This is a genomic window from Streptomyces antarcticus (assembly GCF_026627255.1).
Lineage (GTDB): Bacteria > Actinomycetota > Actinomycetes > Streptomycetales > Streptomycetaceae > Streptomyces > Streptomyces antarcticus.
Map to the genome: position 1 here is coordinate 190,827 of NZ_JAPNLM010000005.1, position 18,644 is coordinate 209,470.

Sequence of the window (18,644 nt, forward strand, 5' to 3'; positions counted from 1 at the left end):
TTCCCGCGTCTTCGGTGACCGCGCCCGTGGCGGCCGCGGTGTCGGCTCCGTCGGTGTCGGTCATGCCAGCACCGCCGCGCGGTAGGCCGTGTCGTCGGCGACCAGGTCCTGATGCCGGCCCCGCGCACCGACGGCGCCGCTGTCGAGGACCACCACCAGGTCGGTTCCGGCGAGCAGGGCGGGGCTCGTGGTGACCAGGAAGGTGGTGCGGTCGGGGCGCAGCAGCCGCAGGCGGGCGGCGATGTGCGACTCCGTGACGGTGTCGACGGCGGTGGTCGGATCGTGGACGACCAGCACGGGGGGGTCCGCGGCGAGCGCCCGCGCCAGTGCCACGCGCTGGCGCTGCCCGCCGGACAGGGAGCGGCCGCGTTCGGTGAGTACGGTGTCGGCGCCCTGGGGCAGGGCCCGCGCGACGTCGTCCGCCGCCGCGGCGGCCAGCGCCGGCCCGGCGTCCCGCGCGTCGGGAGCCATCGCGGCCCGTACGTTGTCGAGGAGGCTGCCTTCGAACAGGTCGGCGTCGTGGTGGGCGACCAGGATGGCCCGGCGTGCGTCGTCGGGGTCCAGCTCGGTCAGCGGTACGCCGTCGAGCTCGATCACCCCCTCGTCGGGGTCCGCTTCGCGGCCCAGGCACAACAGCAGGTCGTTGGCGGCGGCCGGGTCACCGGCGACGACACCGATCAGGCTGCCGGGTGCGACGTCGAGGTCCAGCCCGCGCAGCGCCCCGTACGTGACGCCGCGCAGCCGGACCCGGCCGGTGACCGGATCCGGCAGCACGGTCGTCCCGGCCGTGACGGCGGGCGGCGAGGCGAGCACCTCGGCGATCCGGTCCGCGGAGGCGCGGCCCTGGGCGAACTCGCCGTTGACGTACGTGAGGAGCTGGAAGGGGCCCAGCAGGTACTGGGCGAGGCCGACGGCCGCGACGAGTTCGCCCACGCTGATCGAGCCGCGCATCGCCAGGTGCGCGCCGACCAGCCCGATGATCGCGATGAAGGTTCCGGTCAGGGCGAGGATCGCACCGTCGTGCCAGGCGCGGCTGCGGGCGGCGCGGAGGGCCGCGGCCAGCGAGTCCTGGCTCGTGCGCCGGTAGCGGGAGACCGCGGCCGCCTCGGCGCCCATGCCCTTGAGCACCCGCAGTCCCGCGACGAGGTCGGCGGCGACGCCCGAGGCGTGCGCGGCGCGCTCCTGTTCGACCTCGCTGCGCTCCTCGAGCGGCCGGCTGATGAGGTGGCCCAGCCACAGCAGGGGCGGGACGCCGAGCAGGATCAGCAGGCCCAGCGGCAGCGAGATGCGCAGCAGTGCCACCGCGCTGATGACGAGGCCGGCGGTCGCCGACAGGGCGTACGTCACCGCGGCCGCGGTCGCGCCCACCCGGGTCGCGTCGCCGGTGGCGATGGCGGTGAGCGCTCCGGGCAGCCGGCCCTTGTCGGCGCCGCCGCGCGGGTCGAGCACCTTGGCGCCCAGGGTGAGGCGCAGGCCGTGGGAGGCGTGCTCCGCGGAGCCGTCGGTGATCCTCGCGGCGATCCGGTAGCACGTGGACAGGGCGAAGAAGAGCGCGGCCAGGACGAGGAGCCAGCGCAGCAGGGGCCCGGTGGCGCCGGTCGCCACCGCCTGGTCGATGATGACGCCTATGACCACGGGCACCAGGGCCTCGCAGCCCTGGTGCGCCATGCCGAGCAACGAGGCCGTCGCGACACGGCGTCGCTGACCCCCGACCGCCTTCCGGAGGACTTGGCGCCCCGTCGGTCCTCCGTCGAGCATGCGTTCCTCCGCGAGATGGTCGAATGGTTAGGTAAGGCTAGTCTAAGCAGGACTCCGCCCCGGCCCCGCGTGCAGGTCCGGATGCCCTACTTGCGCCATCTGTCGACACGTTGACCGTGTAGGGCGAATACGCTTAGGGTTGCCTAAGTATCCTTTGATCCGTACGTCCTGTTCTCGTAACCGGTGCGATGCCGCCAGGGAGAGTCGCTGTTGTTGATCGAAACCCGGGCGGCGTCCGGAAGCGAGGCCGCCGGTCCGATCGCGCCGTCGACGTCCCGGTCCGTGACGGCCGTACGGACGGCGGGCCTTCTCGTCGGGCTCGCCGCACTGGTCCTGACCGGACTGCTCAGCGTGTGGGTCGGCACCAAGGGGATCCCGTTCCTGTCGACTTGGAACGTGCTGTGGCACCCCGACGGGTCGCAGACCTCGGTCATCATCCACGAGTACCGCATCCCCCGTACCCTCCTCGGCCTCACCGTGGGCGTGGCCCTGGGCCTGTCCGGTGCGCTGATGCAGGCACTGACCCGCAACCCGCTCGCCGACCCCGGCCTGCTCGGCGTGAGCCTCGGCGCCTCCACCGGCGTGGTCGTCGCCATCGCCTTCCTCGGCGTGGGAGCGGCCCTGGGCTACGTCTGGTTCGCGTTCGCGGGCGCCGCGACCGCATCGGTGGTGGTCTACCTGCTGGGCTCGTCCGGCCGGTCGCTGGCCACGCCCGACCGGTTGGTCGTCGCGGGAGCGGCCGTCACGGCGGTGCTCACCGCCTTCAACACGGCGGTCCTGCTGCTCAATCCCCAGGCCTTCAACAAGTTCAGGTTCTGGACGGTCGGCTCCCTCTCGGGCCGCGACCTCGACTTCCTCTACGTGATCCTGCCGTTCGTCGCCGCGGGTCTGCTCATCGCCCTCCTGCTCGCCCCCTCGCTCAATGCCCTGGGCATGGGCGACGACGTCGGCCGCGCCCTCGGGGTGAACGTCACCCGGACCCGCCTGCTGGGCGCCCTCGCGGTGATGCTGCTCTGCGGCGCGGCGACCGCCGCCGCGGGCCCGATCGGCTTCGTGGGCCTGGCCGTTCCGCACGTGGCCCGGTTCGTGGTGGGACCCGACCAGCGCTGGGTGCTCGCGTACTCGATGCTGATCGCGCCCGTCCTGCTGATCGGTTCGGACGTGCTGGGCCGGGTGCTCGGAGCGCCCGGCGAGGTCCAGGTCGGAATCGTCACCGCGTTCCTCGGCGCACCCCTGTTCATCGCGCTGTGCCGCCGCCGAAAGCTGGTCATGCTGTGAGTGCCGCACACGACGCCGACACCGCCGTCGCCCACGAGTCCCGTACCGGCGACGGCCACGAGTCCCGTACCGGCGACGGCCACGAGTCCCGTACCGCCGTCGCCCACGTGCCCGGCCCCCGCATCCTGAGCGGCTCGGTCCTGCGCACCCGGGGCGGCCGGTACTCCCTGCGGATGCAGGGCCGCACCGTGGCCGTGACCGTCATCCTGCTGGTCGTCCTCGTCGCCGTCATGGGAATCACCCTGACGACGGGAGACTTCGACCTGTCCGTCGGCGAGGTGCTGGAGGCGCTCTTCGGCAGCGGCGGCGGCGCGGCCGACTTCGTCGTCAACACGCTGCGCATGCCGCGGCTCGTGACGGCCCTGTGCGTCGGGGCGGCCCTGGCCGTCAGCGGCGCCATCCTGCAGAGCCTGACGGCCAACCCGCTGGGCAGTCCCGACATCATCGGCTTCACCAACGGGTCGGCGACCGGAGCCCTCGTCGTCATCGTCGTCCTGCACGGCAGCATGACCCAGATCGCGATCGGGGCGCTCGTCGGCGGCCTCCTCACCGCCGCGGCCATCTACCTCCTCGTCGTCGGCGGCGGGCTCCAGGGCTTCCGGCTCGTCGTCATCGGCATCGGGGTCAGCTCCCTGCTGCTCGCCGCCAACTCGTACCTGATCACCCGGGCGAGCTGGCAGGAGGCGCTGGAGGCCCAGGCCTGGCTGATCGGCAGCCTGGGCAACCGGGGCTGGGACCACGCGACCGCGATCGGCGCCGCCGTCGCCGTACTGCTCCCGCTCGCCCTGCTGTTCGCCCGCAGGCTCTCCATGGTGGAGATGGGCGACGACACGGCCAGGGCGCTCGGTGTCAACGTACGCGCCAGCCGTACGGCCCTGCTCCTCATCAGCGTCGCGCTGGCGGCCTTCGCCACCGCGGTGACCGGGCCCATCTGGTTCGTCGCCCTCGCGGCTCCCCAGATCGCCCGCAAACTCACCCGTTCGTCCGGCCCCGCCCTGGTTCCGGCCGCGGCCATGGGTGCCGTCCTGCTGGCCGGAAGCGACCTCGCCGTCCAGCGCGTCTTCTCTCCCGCCCTTCTGCCGGTGGGCACGGCGACCGGCACCATCGGCGGCCTGTACCTCATCTGGCTGTTGGTCACGGAGTCACGAAAGAGCCGCGCATGACCGGAACCGTTCCCCCCACGGCCCGACTGAGGGCCGAGGACCTGACACTGTCCTACGACCAGCGGACCGTGGCCACCTCCCTGGACGTGGTCATCCCCGACCACTCCTTCACGGTGATCATCGGGCCCAACGCCTGCGGGAAGTCCACCCTGCTCAAGGCGCTGGCCAGAATGATCAAGCCCCAGGCCGGCGAGGTCTACCTCGACGGGGCCGCCATCGCGTCCTACCGGTCCCGCGAGGTCGCCCGCCGGCTCGGCCTGCTCCCGCAGTCCTCGACCGCGCCGGGCGGCATCACCGTGGGCGACCTGGTGGCCCGCGGCCGCTATCCGCACCAGAAACTGCTGAAGCAGTGGTCCGCCGAGGACGAGTCCGCGGTTGCCGAGGCGATGCGCCAGACCGGCGTGCTCTCCCTCGCCGACCGGCCCGTCGACGACCTCTCCGGCGGCCAGCGGCAACGCGTGTGGCTGTCCATGGTGCTGGCGCAGCAGACGTCCATCCTGCTGCTGGACGAACCGACGACCTACCTGGACATCGCCCACCAGGTCGAGGTGCTCGACCTGTGCGCCGATCTGCACGAGCACAAGGGCCACACGATCGTCGCGGTCCTGCACGACCTCAACCAGGCCTGCCGCTACGCCACCCACCTCGTGGTGATGAAGCCGGGCGGCATCGTCGCCGCGGAGGGAGACCCCTCGCAGATCATGACCGAGGAGCTCATCGAGGACGTGTTCGGCCTGTCCTGCCGGATCATCGAAGACCCCGAGACCGGCACGCCCCTGATGGTGCCCACCGCCCGCAGGCGGACCGCCGCCCCCGCCACCTCCTAGGGGGTGGCGTCACACTCGTTCCCGCCGTGCGGCGCCCGGCACGCACGCCCGCCGCGTCGTCGGACCACACCGGTACGTCCAGTACGGGGCGTGGCCCTCCGCCTCGCGACGCACCGCACCGGACACCACGACCCGGCAAACCCTTCCGGCCACAGCACCAGGGACGGACCCGCATGCTCACCACCCGGCTGACGAACGCGAACATCCTCACGATGGACCCGGACCACCCGGTCGCCCACGACCTGGGCATCTGGCACGGCCGGATCGTGGGCCTGGACGACGCGGTGACCTCGCTCCCCGCGCGCGAGGTGATCGACCTCCAAGGCGCCACCGTGCTGCCCGGGTTCATCGACAGCCACGTGCACCTCGCGTGGACGGGCCTGAAGGCGGGCACCCCGAGCGTCGCACCGTGCACCCGGATCGACGACGTCCTGGCGGTCGTCGCGGAGGCCGTCTCCCGGCAGAGCGTGCCCGGCGCCTGGGTGGACGTCGCCGGGTACGACCAGCGGGGGCTGGGGCGCCACCTGACCGCCGCCGAACTGGACCGGGTCAGCGGCGGCCACCCGGTGTTCCTGACGCACGACTCCGGACATGCCTGCGTGGTCAACAGCGCCGTGCTGGAACGGCTCCCCGCCCACGTCCCGCATGAGAACGGCTTCCTCGTGGAGGGCGCCATGAGCGCCGCCCGGGCGCTGCGGCCGCCGTACGCACAGGCGGAACTCGCGGACGCCGTCGAGCGCGCCGCACGGACCTGTCTGGCCGAGGGGGTCACCGCCTGCGCCGAGGCGGGCATCGGCGGCGGCCTGCTGGGCCACAGCACGGTCGAGCTCGGGGCGTACCAACTCCTGCGCGACCAGGGCCGGCTGCCGCTGCGGGTGCAGCTCATGGCGGCCGCCGACACCCTGCGGCCCGTCACGCCGCAGACCTCCGACGGCATTCCCCGCGCCCTCGACCTCGGCATGCGCACCGGCTTCGGCGACGACTGGCTCTCCCTCGGCGCGCTCAAGATCTACACCGACGGCGGGATGATGGCCCGTACGGCCGCGCTCACCAGCCCGTACCACGGCTCGGAGCACGCCGGGCAGCTCCAGGACGACCCAGAGCGCCTCGCCGACACCATCGTCGACGGCCACCTCGCCGGATGGCAGCTCGCCGTCCACGCCATTGGCGACCGCGCCGCCGACCTCGCCCTCGACGCCATCGAACGCGCCCAGCACCTGCGGCCACGCCCCGACGCCCGGCACCGCGTCGAACACGCCGGCCTGATCCGGCCCGACCAGCTCCCGCGCTTCGCGCGCCTCGGGGTGAGCGCGGTGGTCCAGCCGAACTTCCTGCGCTCCTTCGGCGACGACTACGCCGCCGTCATGGGGGAGGAGCGGGCCCCCTGGCTGTACCGGGGCCGCGGCTTCCTGGACCACGGGGTCACCCTGGTCGGCAGCTCCGACCGCCCCGTCACCGACGGCTCACCGCTGCGGGCCGTCCAGTTCATGGTCGAGCGCGCCTCGTCGTCGGGCCGGTCCATCGGCCCGGACGAGGGCATCACGGTCGACGAGGCCCTGTACGCGTACACGGTCGCCGGGGCGTACGCCTGCCACTGGGACGGCGCCGCCGGCAGCCTCGCCCCGGGCAAGCGCGCCGACCTGGTGGTGCTGGGCGACGATCCGCGGCGCGTCGACACCTCGCTCATCGGTGACATCGAGGTGGTGGCCACGTACGTGGACGGCCTGAAGACGGAAGGGTCGAAGTCGCTGTGAGCGCGCGCACGGAGACCGCCGCGGAGGCCGAGGCGTTCGCCTACCTGTGGCAGGAGCCCGAGGACGGGCTCCGGTGGGTCATCTGGGACCTGGACGAGGAGACCATGGTCTTCGACCGGGAGATCAACTGCCCCGTCCACATCGACGACGACGCGATCCATTCCGAGGTGCTGCGCAGGATGCGCGACGCCGGTGTGCCGGAGAGCCGTGACTATCCGGGCCGCCCCTGCGCGTAGGGGCCGGACGGGATGCGGCCCGGGCGGGGACCGGTGCGGAGTTTGGTCCGCCAGCTTAAGTAAGGCTACCCTTAGTTGATGGCTCCGGTGGTGCGGCGATCCTGCCGCCTTCCGCGCGTGCTGGAGCCGTAAGGAAAGGGAACCCTTGATCACGGCCACTGCGCGGACCGCCCCCCGGTCCGCCCGCACCCCCCTGCCCGCCGCCCTTCCCGTACGCTCCGCGAAACCCCGGGACGCCGCCGCCCTCTCGGCCCTGTCCCGGCCGTTCGCGCGGTCCGGGGCGCTGCGTGCGCGCCCCTTCTCCCTCTACCTGTCGGACGCCGCCGACTTCCTTCTCGTGGAGGCCTCCGACGGGACGCTCGAAGGCTGCCTGGGCCTCGGTGCCCACCCGGCCGACCCGGCGCGCGGCCACGGGCCCGCAGGCGTCCTGTACAACTTCTGCGTAGCTCCCCGCAGTCAGGGCCGCGGCATCGGGGCGATGCTCCTGCGCGGCGCGCTGCTCCGCGCGAACTCCCGCGGCCTGACCGCCCTGTTCACCGCGACGACGGGAGGCGGCGCGCTGTTCCTCCGGCACGGCTTCGCCCCGGCCGACGCGGGCCGGGCCCCGGCGGACTGGGCGAACTCGCTCTCTCCCCGGCGGAACTCGCGGATCCTCGCCCGCGCCCTCTGACGGGCGCCCCGGGCACGCGTGAGGGCCGGGTACGCGTGAGGGCCGGGTACGCGTGAGGGCCGGGCTTCCCCGCGGGGAAGCCCGGCCCTCACCGCCTCAGGCGCCGAGGGCGTCCGGCAGCGCCGCGAGCAACGCGTCCACCTGGGCGCCGGGGACGGTCAGTGCCGGGGCGAGCCGTACGGTCGCGGGTCCGGCCGCGTTGACGAGGAAGCCCGCGTCCTGGGCCGCCCGCTGTACGCGCGCCGCGACCGGTTCGGTGAGGCCGATGCCCAGCAGCAGCCCCGCACCCCGCACTTCGGCCACCCGGGGATGGCCGAGCGCCCGGATGCCGCGGCGGAGCCGCTCGCCCTGCCGGGTGACGTGCGCGAGCAGGTCCTGCGCCCCGATGGTCTCCAGGACCGCCAGGGCGGCCGCGCAGGCCACCGGGTTGCCGCCGAAGGTCGAACCGTGCTGCCCCGGCGTCAGCAGGTCGGCGGCCGCCCCGAAGGCGATCGTCGCGCCGATCGGCATGCCGCCGCCCAACCCCTTGGCCAGGACCACCACATCGGGGTCGACGCCGTCCGCCGCCTGATGGGCGAACCAGTGCCCGGTACGGCCGATCCCGGTCTGCACCTCGTCCATCACCAGCAGCGTCCCGGTGGCCCGGGTGATCTCACGGGCCGCCCGCAGGTAACCCGCGGGCGGCACGATCACGCCGGCCTCGCCCTGGACCGGCTCGATGAACACGGCCGCCGTGTCCCGCGTCACCGCGGCCCGCAGGGCGTCCGTGTCGCCGTACGGTACGTGCGACACATCGCCCGGCAGCGGCAGGAACGGCTCGCGCTTGGCGGGCTGACCGGTGAGCGCGAGCGCGCCCATGGTGCGCCCGTGGAAACCGCCCTCGGCGGCCACCATCCCGGTCCGCCCGGTCCGCCGGGCAATCTTGAAGGCGGCTTCGACCGCCTCCGCGCCGGAGTTGGAGAAGAACACCCGGCCGGGCCTGCCCAGCAGTCCCAGCAGCCGCTCCGCGAGCGCGACCGGCGGCTCGGCGGCGTAGAGGTTGGAGACGTGGCCCAGCCGCGCCACCTGCGCGGCGACCGCCGCCACCACGGCGGGGTGGGCGTGGCCGAGGGCGTTCACCGCGATCCCGGCGGTGAAGTCGGCGTACGCCCGGCCCGCCTCGTCCCACACGGTGCTCCCCTCCCCGCGGACCAGGGCCAGCGGAGGGGTGCCGTAGGTGTGCATCATCACCGCGCGCCAGCGGTCCGCCAGCGCCTCGCGGTCCCCGTCCGCGGCGGGCCGGCGGATCACGTCGTTGCCGAGGGGCATGCCGTTCTCTCCTCCAGGTCCGGGACCACGGTGGTCCCGGGGACGTCGCCGGAGACGACCCCGCGCAGCACGGAGTGCGGCACCCGGCCGTCCAGGACGTGCGCCGAGCGCACGCCCGCCCGGACGGCCCGCAGGCAGCCCTCCATCTTGGGCAGCATGCCGCTCGCCAGCTCCGGCAGCAGCTTCTCGACCTCTTCGGCCGTCATCCGCCCGATGACCTCGGTGCTGTGCGGCCAGTCCGCGTACAGCCCCTCGACGTCGGTGAGCATCACCAGCTTCTCCGCGTCGAGGGCGACCGCCAGGGCCGCCGCCGCGAGGTCGGCGTTGATGTTGTAGACCTGTCCGTCCGCCCCGCGCGCCACGGGGGAGACGACCGGGATGCGCCCCTGAGCCAGGAGTGCCCGGACGGTGTCCGCGTTCACGTCGACGATGTTGCCGACCAGCCCGATGTCCACGGGTTCGCCGTCCACCCACGCCGTCCGCCGGACGGCGGTCATGGTGTGCGCGTCCTCGCCCGACATCCCCACCGCGTACGGCCCGTGCGCGTTGACCAGGCCCACCAGCTCCCGCTGGACACGGCCCGTGAGGACCATCCGGACCACGTCCATCACCTCCGGGGTCGTCACCCGCAGGCCCGCCTCGAAGCGGACCTCCAGGCCGAGCCGGCCGAGCAGGGCGCTGATCTGCGGACCGCCGCCGTGCACGACGACCGGGAGCAGACCGGCGCGCCGCAGGTCCACGACGTCCTGGGCGAAGGTCCGTTTGAGGTCCTCGTCCACCATCGCGTTGCCGCCGAACTTGATCACGACGATCCGGCCCTGGAGGTGCTCGACCCGGAGCCGCTCCCGCAGGGGCGGTTCCAGGACAGCCGTGACCCCTGTGACAGCCGTGACAGCCGCGACCGCCGTGTTCGCAGTGTTCGCGTTCCCGGCGGCGACGGGATCCGTCCGTGTGCCCGTCGCGCTCATGAGCTGTACGCGCTGTTCTCGTGGACGTACTCGGCGGTGAGGTCGTTGGTCCAGACCGTGGCGGACGCGTCACCGGCGCGCAGATCGATCGTGATGACGATCTCGCGCGCCGACATGTCCACCGTGTGCTCGGTCATCACGCGGGTGTCCTCGGCGCCCGAGGGCCCGGTGCAGGCGTTGGCCCCGCCGGAGTTGAGGACGACGGCGGATATCCGGCCGTCCGCGAGCACCTGGCGCGACCAGCGGACGGGCGCGGCCTGGACCCGGTTGGAGGTGAACACGCCGGCGGCCGCGTACGACGGGCCGCGGTTCACCACCAAGGCCAGGTCGGGGTCACCGGATTGTTTGATCCCGGCGGCCACACCGCTCGCGAGGAATCCCTGTGCGGCGGTCACGGTCACGGAGCCACTCCATTCGTGGGCAGGCCCAGCCACTCCGGCAGGCCCAGGGCGACGTTCATGCTCTGCACCGCGCCGCCGGCGGTGCCCTTCGTCAGGTTGTCGATCGCGCTGACCGCGATCAGGCGGCCGGCGTACTCGTCCACCGCCACCTGCACCCGCACGCTGTTGGACCCCAGCACGTCGGCGGTCCGCGGCCACTGCCCGGCCGGCAGCAGCCGGACGAACGGTTCGCCGGCGTACGCGTCCTCGTACGCGGCCCGCGCCTTGAGCGGCCCGGCGGCGGCGCCCTCGCGCAGGGGCGCCGAGCAGGTGGCGAGGATGCCGCGGGGCATCGGCGCGAGCGTGGGAGTGAACGACACGGTCACGTGCTCGCCCGCCACCCGGGACAGGTTCTGGGTCAGCTCCGGCGTGTGCCGGTGGCCGCCTCCGACTCCGTACGGACTCATCGAGCCCATCACCTCCGAGCCCAGCAGCTGGGCCCGGGCCGCGCGGCCCGCGCCGGAGGTACCGCTCGCCGCGACGACCACCGCCTCCGGCCCCACCAGGCCCGCGGCGAAGGCCGGGTACAGCGCCAGGGTCACCGCAGTCGGGTAGCAGCCGGGTACGGCGATCCGGTTCGTTCCCTTCAGCTCGGCCCGGGCGCCGGGGAGTTCGGGGAGTCCGTACGGCCAGGTGCCCGCGTGGTCCGAGCCGTAGAACCGCCGCCACTGCGCGGGGTCGTGCAGCCGGAAGTCCGCGCCGCAGTCCACGATCAGGGTCGCGGGATCCAACTGCGCGGCGAGCGCGGCCGACCGGCCGTGCGGCAGGGCCAGGAACACCACGTCGTGCCCGCGGAGCGACTCGGCCGAGGTCTCCACCAGCACCCGGTCCGCGAGCGGGGCCAGGTGCGGTTGCACCTCCCCCAGCGGGCGGCCCGCACTGCTGTGCGCGGCCAGCGCGCCGATCTCCACACCGGGGTGCGCGGAGAGGAGACGCAGGATCTCCCCTCCGGCGTACCCGCTGGCTCCGGCCACCGCGACCCGTACCGTCATGCTTCTGGTCCCTCTTCGCGCTCGCTCGATGCCGGGCCCTCGCCCGGCCGGTTCGGGGGCGGACCGACGGCGGTCGGGCACGGCGACACCCCTTCAGCCGCATTCGCTTAGGTCAGGCTAACCTAAGCCAGAGGGTGCGGTGGAGGGGTGTCGGTGCCTATCGGGATGATTCGGGCTTCCTCGAGCGAAGGAGGCGCCCCGGGGATCCCCATCGGCCGCGCGGATTCCGCCCCGGGCGTCCCGGGCCGGGTCAGCCCGCCGGGACCGTCCACTTCTGCTGGGCGGCCCCGGTGCAGGTCCACAGCTGCAGCCGCGTCCCGTTGGCGGAGTTGCCGCCGGAGACGTCGAGGCACTTGTTCGCCTGCGGGTTGACGATGTCCCGGGCCCCGGACACCGCCCAGCGCTGGGCGCCGGTCCCGTTGCAGTCGTACAGCTGGAGGGGGGTGCCGTCGGCGGTGCCGCCGCTCGCGACGTCGAGGCACTTGCCGAGCGCCCGTACGGTTCCGTCGGAGCCGAGGGTCCAGCGCTGGGCGCCCGTGCCGTTGCAGTCGTACAGCTGGACCGGGGTGCCGTTGGCCGGGTTCGCCGCGGCCACGTCGACGCACTTGCCGGCGAGCCCGCTGATCTGGCCGGTCCGGCCGCCGGGGCCGCCGTCGTACGAGGTGACGCGGACGTGGTCGACCACCAGCTGCTGGGGGAAGGCCGTGCTGCCGTCGGGGTCGCCCGGCCAGTAGCCGCCCACCGCGAGGTTGAGGATCAGGAAGAACGGCTTGTTGAAGGCCCAGCTGCGCCCGCCCAGGTCGGCGGGGGTGCGCCGCTGGTAGACGACGCCGTCGACGGACCAGGTGACGGAGTCGGGCGCCCAGTCGACGGCGAAGGTGTGGAAGGCGTCGGCGAAGGCCTGGCCGCCGGGGAGGGAGTACGCCGCCCCGATGCCGCCGGCGCCGGAATAGCCGGGCCCGTGGAGGGTGCCGTGCACGGTCGACGGTTCGAAGCCGACGTTCTCCATCACGTCGATCTCACCGGAGTTGGGCCAGCCGACCTGGCCGATGTCGTTGCCGAGCATCCAGAAGGCGGGCCACATGCCCTGGCCCCGCGGCACCTTGAGCCTCGCCTCGACGTGTCCGTACGTCTGGGTGAAGCGGCCCGCCGTGTTCAGCCGGGCCGAGGTGTACTCGCAACGGCCGTACCAGCAGCTGTAGTCGGACGGGTTCTCGCGGCGTGCGGTGATGACCAGGTGGCCCTGCCCGTCGAGGGCCGCGTTGCGGTTGCCCGCCGTGTAGTACTGCCGCTCGTGGTTGTTGACGTTGTCGCCGGTCTCGACCTGCCATCTACCGGGGTCGACGGCGGCTCCGGCCGGTCCGTCGAAGTCGTCGGAGAAGGTCACGGCCGCGGGGGCCGCGGCGGCCGCCATCGGGGCGGGGGCGGGGTCGGCGGCGCCGGTGGCGGGGGCGGCCAGGCCGCCCCAGCAGGTGAGGGCGAGGGCGCATAAGAGCGCGCGCCGGTGCCAGGTGGGGTGCACGGTCATCACATCGCTTCGGGTGTGGGGGGGGGTGTGCGGAGCGGTGCCATAAGGCGGCGAAGCCATGCCCATGACAAACATCTGTCAGGGAGTGAACGCGGAAGCAGGCCGTCCGGGCCTCTTTGTTCACTACTTGATTCAAGGTGCGCGGTACGCCCGCGTCAAGACCTCCGCACGGTCCGTCCGACGCGCACCACCGCCCATCGCGCCTGTCGCCGGCGCGGTGCTCGGGCGACGCGGTGCTCGGGAGGCGCGGTGCATTGGAGTGGCCCGCGCCGCGGCGGAGGGCGTGGCTCCCGCTCGGCCCCCGGCGGCTGCCTAGGGTCGGCGGGACCAGGCCGGCACGGCTTCCGGCCGACCGCTCCGGAACAGGCGGGTGGAATCGTGGAACGCATCACGGCCGAGTCGCACGCACACGAGCCCCGGACCCCCGCCGGGCGGACCCGGCCGCGGCTGACCCGGCGCCTCGCCGCCCTCGCCGGACTGCTGCTCCTGTGCGCGCTGCCCGCGCGTCCGGTGGGCGCCGCCGGGCCGGACGACGTACGGTCACCCGTCAACCCGCCGCTGTACGTCTCCGACTACGGCAACAACCGCGTCGTCACCCTGCCCGCCGACGGCGCCGCTCAGACCACCGTCCCGCTGGACGGCCTGGTACGCCCGACGGGCCTGGCCTGGGACCGTACGGGCCGCCTCTACGTCGCCGACACCGGCAACAACCGCGTGGTGCGTTCGTCCCCGGACGGGAGCGGGCAGTCCACCGTTCCCACCGAGGGCCTCTCGCGCCCCCTGGGCCTCGCCGTCGACGGCGCCGGCGCGCTGTACGTCGCCGACAGCTTCAACGACCGCGTCGTGAAGGTCCCCGCCGACGGGAGCCCCCAGACGACCGTTCCCACCACCGGGCTGCTGCACCCCTGGGGGCTTGCCCTGGAACCCGACGGGGACCTGTACGTCTCCGACTTCGTCAACGACCGCGTCGTGAAGGTCCCCGCCGACGGGAGCGGCCAGAGCACCGTCCCCACCACCGGCCTCTCCCAGCCCACCGGCCTGGCGCTGAGCACGAACGGAGACCTCTACGTCTCCGACAGCGGCAACAACCGGGTGGTGAGGATCGCCGCCGCCACCGGCGCCCAGACGACCGTTCCCACCACCGGCCTGAACAGCCCGCTCGGCCTCGCCCTCGACGGCCGGGGCATGCTCTACGTGGCCGACGCCTTCAACAACCGCGTCATCCGCGTCCGGCCCGCCGACGGCGCCCAGACGACCCTGGACTCCACGGGCCTCAACACCCCCACCGGCCTCGCCTTCCCGCCGCGCCGCGCCCGCCCGGTGGACCCGGGCCCGCAGTCCGGCCCGGCGCGGTAGGCGTGGGATCTGGTGGAACGCCGCTCGGCCGCGAGAACCACCGCGGCGACGTGTCCTGAGGCCTGCTCGGGCGGTCCCTGCCGGCGGGCCGGACACGCGTCAGGGGTTCGCCCGTGAACGGGTGAACCCCTGTACGTGTGACGCCCGCGCGGGGCGCGGTGTCAGGCGTGGCTGCGCCGGCCGCCGGTGACGAGGCGGTAGACGACGAGGAGGATGACCGAGCCGATGATGGCGGCGATCCAGGTGGAGAGGTCGAAGAAGCCGTCGATGGAGTCGACGCCGAATATGACCTTGCCGAGCCATCCGCCGAGGAGACCGCCCGCGACGCCGATGAGCATGGTGATGATGATGCCGCCCGGGTCCTTGCCCGGCATCAGAGCCTTCGCGATGAAGCCGGCCAGCAGCCCGATGAGGATCCAAGCGATGATGCCCACGATGTGTCTCCTACCTCGTCGTATAAAGCTTGTGTCAGAACACCGTCTGTTCGGCGTGAGCGCTTTCAAACCCGCCTTCTCCACCGGACCGCACCGGATCCGGCGATCGGTGACGCGATCCGGGGCGGACGACCGGCCGCGGAGCGCGCGCACGGTACAGGGAGAGGGCCCCGGCCCGGGCCCTCCGGGCCGCCTTTAGCCGATGTTGCGCAACCGGCTCGGACCCGGCGCCGGCCGCACTATCGTCCACATCTCGCCATGAGTTCCTGCTCTGCCCGAGTCCGTCCCGTCACCACAGGGGAGCCGTACCGTCCGGCTCCTGCCGTGCGCGACCGGCCCCGGGCGGCGGTGCCCCCGCCGGCGACCGCCCCCGGAGACTGCCTCTTCATGCACACTGGACCGCCGCCCGCCAGGACGTCGCACAAGGCCCTGGCGCTGGTCGCCACCCTCTTCGCCCTGTTCGCCCTCGTCCTCGGCGGGGCGGGGCCGGCCTTCGCGCACACCGGCCTCAGCGGCTCCGATCCCGCGGACGGCACCGTCCTCAAGACGGCTCCGCAGCACGTCACCCTCACCTTCACCGAGTCGGTCGGCTTCTCCGAGGACTCCCTGCGCGTGTTGTCGCCGGACAACGAGCGCGTGAACCCGCGTCAGGCCCACCACGTGGACGGCCAGGGGAACACCGCCCGGGTGGAGCTGTCCGGCACACTGCCCCAGGGCACGTACACCGTGGCCTGGCGGGTCGTCTCCGCCGACGGCCACCCGATCTCCGGCGCGTTCGTCTTCTCCATCGGCCGGATGTCGGAGACCGCCGCCGTGGTGGCCACCGGATCGCCGGACGACACCGCGGCCAGCCGCGCGTACGGCTTCTTCCGCCACGTCGCCTACAGCGGCCTCGCCCTCCTCGTCGGAGCCGCCGCGTTCGTCCTGGTGTGCTGGCCCGGCGCGGCCGCGGCCCGACCGGTGCGCAGACTGCTGGTTACGGGGTGGGCGATGCTCGTGGCGTCCACCGCGGCCCTGTTGCTGCTGCGCGGACCGTACGAGACGGCGGGCCCGATCACGTCGGTGTTCGACCTGTCCGACCTGGGCCGGACCGTCACCGGGAGACCCGGGCTCGCGCTCCTCGCACGGCTCGCGCTCCTCGCGGCCGCCGCCGTGTGGCTGAGGAGCCCGGCCCTACGACTCGACCCTCCGGACGAGGGACCGCGGCAGCGGGACCCCGGTGCCCGGGTCCGTCAGGCCGGAGCGCTGCTCGCCGTGGGCCTGGCGTTCACCTGGGCCGCCGCCGAACACGCCTCCGCCGGAATCCAGGTGCCGCTGGCCGTTCCCGTGTCCGTGCTGCACCTGCTGGCCATGGGGGTCTGGCTGGGCGGCCTGATCACACTGGTGCTCCTGCTGCGGCACCGGGGGCCCGGCGGCCGCGACGTTCCGGCTGCCGCCATCGGCCGCTTCTCGACCCTGGCCTTCACCGCCGTCGCCGTCCTGGTCGCCACCGGGGTGTACCAGTCCTGGCGGCAGGTCGGTTCCTGGGAGGCGCTGACCACCACGTCGTACGGCAGGATCCTCATCGTCAAGATCGCCGCCGTGGTCCTCGTCCTGTGCGCGGCCTCCTTCGCCCGCCGGTGGACCGCCCGCCTCGTTCCCGGGGAACCGCCGGCCGCGGAGTGGCAGGTGGTGCCCGAACGCAGGCTGGTGAGCACCGCGCGGACGATCGGAGCGCCGGCCTCCCCGGAGTCGACAGGCGCGGCGGACTCCTCCGGCGCGTCCGCCGGCGGGGAGCCGGGCGACGACACCGGGACGCCGCCCGCCCCGCAGGCCGAGCGGTACCGGCGCGGCCTGCGCCGTACGGTGACCGCCGAAGCCGTACTGGGGGTCGTGGTTCTGGCGATCACCACCCTGCTCACCGGCACCCAGCCCAGCCGCGCCGCCGGCGGGACGGCCGCGGCCGCCACCGCGCGGGAGCCGCAGGCGAAGGTGGTCACGGTCCCGTTCGACATGGGGACGGCCGGCCGGAGCGGCACGGCGCAGATCACACTGGCGCCGGGACGCGTCGGCGAGAACACGGTGGAGGTCGTGGTGTTCAGCGCGGACGGGGGACTGGCCACCGTCCCCGAACTCCGCCTCACCCTCACGCAGGAGGACCAGGGAATCGGCCCGCTCGACGCCAGGCTCAAGAACCAGAAGGGGTACTGGGCCGCCTACGACCTGCGGCTGCCCATGCCCGGCGAGTGGACCCTGAACCTCACGGTGCGCACCACCGACATCGACCAGGTCACCGTGCGCGAGAGCGTCCGCATCACAGCCTCGCCACGGTGACGGTGGCGGTGCGGTGTTGATGTTGGCGTTCGTGGCGGCGCACGGCCCCGCCGCCGTGGCCGGCGCCCGGGCGGGCCACGGCGGCCTCGGCCACGGTCGCTCCGGTCAGGTCCCGCTACGGCCGCGCCGCAGCCACCAGAAGGCGCCGCCGGCGGCGAGCAGTACGACGGCCGCGACGCCGCCGACGACGAAGCCGGTACCGCTGCTCGCGTCCCCCTCGCCCGAAGTCCGCGGGCCTGGGGCGGCGGGAGCGGAGGGAGCCGCCGCGGACGGCTGGACGGGCGGGGCGGGCGGGGCGGGCGGTGCGGCGCTCGCGGTCGGCGAGGGTGACGGGCTCGGGGCCACCGGCGGCCTGGCCCCGGGTGCCGCGGCCCGCAGCGCGAGTACGGGGGCCGGGTTGTCGACCTTCTCGCCGCTGGTGGGCACCTCGATCCAGCGGGAGACCTTCCCGTCGCCGTAGGTCTCCAGGGTCTTGAACACCAGGGACTTCTCGTCGGGCAGCTGGCGCACCGTGATGCTGTACTCGGCGTCCGTACCGGTGGCCAGGGCCGCACCGCCGATGGCGTACCCGTCGGGGGTGGCCGTCAGCTTCCATTCCTCGGGCGCCTCCTTCAGCGTCACGGCGTCGGGGGCGATGCCCTTGGGGAGGACGACGCGCAGCTCCGCGATGCCCGCCGTGTCCGACTCCGCCTCGGAGGTGAAGGTCAGGGTGACGTTCTCGGCGAGCGCGCGCGGGTCGGACGCGGTCACCCCGGCGTGCGCGGCGGCCGGTCCGGCGGCCACGCCCAGGGCGACCAGGGCGCCGGCGGCGCCGAGGCCCAGCCTGCGGCGGTGCACGCGGCGGACTGATGTGGATCGGTTCACGATGGAGGAACCCTCTCGGTGCGCGGGGCGGGCTTCACCGTGCAGGTGCACGGCCCGCCGGGATCAGGGGAACGTCTCCCGCACACCGGGCAGGAGGCCCCCGGCGGATCACCGCGTGACAGAGCATCGTGGTCACCCTCGGCCGAAGGGCCAGGCCGTCGAGAGGTACGGACACGGTCCGCGGACGCGGCCGGACGCGGAGCCGGCAGCGAGCGCCGAGAGCCGCGGCCGCGGCCGCGATCTTCGTCCGGGCCCAGCGGCCCACCTTCTCCGGCAATCGGCTGAGCACCTGGTCCGCGCGGTACACGAGCAGGGCCATCACGCACGCCGCCACACCATGGGCGGCCGTCATCGTCCACGAGCCGTGGTGCGTCGCGTGCACGATGCGCGGCACCCCGGCGTGCCCTTCCGGGTGTCCGAGTCGTGCGGGGTGCCGGACGGACACGGCCCGGTGCACGAGGAGTTGAGCGGCGCCCGTGGCCGCGAGCACCTGCCACCGGCAACGGGAGGACCGGGCCGCGGGCCACGCGACGGCGAGGACGCCCGCCGACCCGAACGCCGTTCCGAAGGCCGCGGCCCCGAACACCGCACCGAAAGCAGCCCCGAACGCTGCCCCCGGCCCGGACACCGCCTCCTCCGCAGCCACTTGATGGGCCACGACGGCCAACACCGCGCTGAGCAGCGTGAAAACGGCAGCCCGCGGCCATCGTCCGCCCCGTCGCGCGGGCCGCGGACACGAGAGGGTTCCCGCACGG

The 18,644-nt window shown here is 73.8% G+C and carries 16 protein-coding genes and 1 pseudogene; 8 read left to right on the forward strand and 9 right to left on the reverse strand.

What is annotated here, in order from left to right; all coding sequences use genetic code 11:
- Positions 1-60: 60 nt before the first annotated feature.
- Positions 61-1,758: an ABC transporter ATP-binding protein gene (locus OTB16_RS10780; RefSeq protein WP_267719810.1), complete on the reverse strand. Its 1,698-nt coding sequence runs from the start codon at positions 1,756-1,758 to the stop codon at positions 61-63.
- 210 nt (positions 1,759-1,968) lie between these two features.
- Here OTB16_RS10780 and OTB16_RS10785 point away from each other — a divergent pair, with 210 nt between their 5' ends.
- The 6 genes from OTB16_RS10785 to OTB16_RS10810 all read left to right on the forward strand — a co-directional run bounded on the left by OTB16_RS10785 (position 1,969) and on the right by OTB16_RS10810 (position 7,686).
- Positions 1,969-3,036, forward strand: a complete 1,068-nt coding sequence (locus tag OTB16_RS10785) for a FecCD family ABC transporter permease (protein WP_267719811.1) — start codon at positions 1,969-1,971, stop codon at positions 3,034-3,036.
- 173 nt (positions 3,037-3,209) lie between these two features.
- Positions 3,210-4,199, forward strand: coding sequence for a FecCD family ABC transporter permease (locus tag OTB16_RS10790; RefSeq protein WP_383909291.1), 990 nt, complete (start codon positions 3,210-3,212; stop codon positions 4,197-4,199).
- The gene (locus tag OTB16_RS10795) at positions 4,196-5,026 is read left to right on the forward strand and encodes an ABC transporter ATP-binding protein (protein ID WP_267719812.1); all 831 of its coding nucleotides are present in this window, start codon (positions 4,196-4,198) and stop codon (positions 5,024-5,026) included. Before OTB16_RS10790 ends, OTB16_RS10795 begins: the two co-directional genes overlap by 4 nt.
- Before the next feature lie 173 nt (positions 5,027-5,199).
- On the forward strand, positions 5,200-6,780 hold the full coding sequence (locus OTB16_RS10800) for an amidohydrolase (protein ID WP_267719813.1): 1,581 nt from the start codon (positions 5,200-5,202) through the stop codon (positions 6,778-6,780).
- Complete coding sequence (locus OTB16_RS10805; RefSeq protein WP_267719814.1) at positions 6,777-7,016, forward strand: hypothetical protein; 240 nt, start codon at positions 6,777-6,779, stop codon at positions 7,014-7,016. Before OTB16_RS10800 ends, OTB16_RS10805 begins: the two co-directional genes overlap by 4 nt.
- 148 nt (positions 7,017-7,164) lie before the next feature.
- The gene (locus OTB16_RS10810) at positions 7,165-7,686 is read left to right on the forward strand and encodes a GNAT family N-acetyltransferase (protein WP_420717673.1); all 522 of its coding nucleotides are present in this window, start codon (positions 7,165-7,167) and stop codon (positions 7,684-7,686) included.
- 96 nt (positions 7,687-7,782) lie between these two features.
- On the opposite strand, the gene OTB16_RS10815 is transcribed toward OTB16_RS10810, so the two are convergent.
- The 6 genes and pseudogenes from OTB16_RS10815 to OTB16_RS10835 form a co-directional block, all read right to left on the reverse strand.
- Positions 7,783-8,994, reverse strand: a complete 1,212-nt coding sequence (locus OTB16_RS10815; RefSeq protein ID WP_267719815.1) for an acetylornithine transaminase — start codon at positions 8,992-8,994, stop codon at positions 7,783-7,785.
- Positions 8,973-9,962 carry an acetylglutamate kinase gene (argB, locus tag OTB16_RS10820; protein ID WP_420717667.1) on the reverse strand — a complete coding sequence of 330 codons (990 nt, stop codon included), beginning with the start codon at positions 9,960-9,962 and terminating at the stop codon, positions 8,973-8,975. Before argB ends, OTB16_RS10815 begins: the two co-directional genes overlap by 22 nt.
- The gene (locus tag OTB16_RS39505; protein ID WP_420717674.1) at positions 9,959-10,099 is read right to left on the reverse strand and encodes a bifunctional ornithine acetyltransferase/N-acetylglutamate synthase; all 141 of its coding nucleotides are present in this window, start codon (positions 10,097-10,099) and stop codon (positions 9,959-9,961) included. Before OTB16_RS39505 ends, argB begins: the two co-directional genes overlap by 4 nt.
- Positions 10,076-10,363: pseudogene (locus OTB16_RS10825) on the reverse strand (bifunctional ornithine acetyltransferase/N-acetylglutamate synthase); the annotation flags it as partial. The gene OTB16_RS39505 and the pseudogene OTB16_RS10825, both read right to left, overlap by 24 nt.
- On the reverse strand, positions 10,360-11,394 hold the full coding sequence (gene argC, locus OTB16_RS10830) for an N-acetyl-gamma-glutamyl-phosphate reductase (protein ID WP_267719817.1): 1,035 nt from the start codon (positions 11,392-11,394) through the stop codon (positions 10,360-10,362). The gene argC and the pseudogene OTB16_RS10825, both read right to left, overlap by 4 nt.
- A 250-nt stretch (positions 11,395-11,644) precedes the next feature.
- Positions 11,645-12,922 (reverse strand): RICIN domain-containing protein, encoded by a 1,278-nt coding sequence (locus tag OTB16_RS10835; protein ID WP_267719818.1) that lies wholly within the window; start codon positions 12,920-12,922, stop codon positions 11,645-11,647.
- 378 nt (positions 12,923-13,300) lie between these two features.
- Here OTB16_RS10835 and OTB16_RS10840 point away from each other — a divergent pair, with 378 nt between their 5' ends.
- Positions 13,301-14,278 carry a virginiamycin B lyase family protein gene (locus OTB16_RS10840; RefSeq protein WP_267719819.1) on the forward strand — a complete coding sequence of 326 codons (978 nt, stop codon included), beginning with the start codon at positions 13,301-13,303 and terminating at the stop codon, positions 14,276-14,278.
- Between the two features lie 161 nt (positions 14,279-14,439).
- Here the strand turns inward: OTB16_RS10840 and OTB16_RS10845 are convergent, their stop codons facing one another.
- Complete coding sequence (locus OTB16_RS10845) at positions 14,440-14,712, reverse strand: GlsB/YeaQ/YmgE family stress response membrane protein (protein WP_267719820.1); 273 nt, start codon at positions 14,710-14,712, stop codon at positions 14,440-14,442.
- A gap of 387 nt (positions 14,713-15,099) precedes the next feature.
- Here OTB16_RS10845 and OTB16_RS10850 point away from each other — a divergent pair, with 387 nt between their 5' ends.
- Positions 15,100-17,025 (forward strand): copper resistance CopC/CopD family protein, encoded by a 1,926-nt coding sequence (locus tag OTB16_RS10850; protein WP_267719821.1) that lies wholly within the window; start codon positions 15,100-15,102, stop codon positions 17,023-17,025.
- A 105-nt stretch (positions 17,026-17,130) separates the two neighbouring features.
- Here the strand turns inward: OTB16_RS10850 and OTB16_RS10855 are convergent, their stop codons facing one another.
- A complete protein-coding gene (locus tag OTB16_RS10855) occupies positions 17,131-17,889 on the reverse strand; it encodes a DUF1775 domain-containing protein (protein ID WP_267719822.1) in 759 nt (252 codons plus the stop codon).
- Positions 17,890-18,644 lie beyond the last annotated feature (755 nt).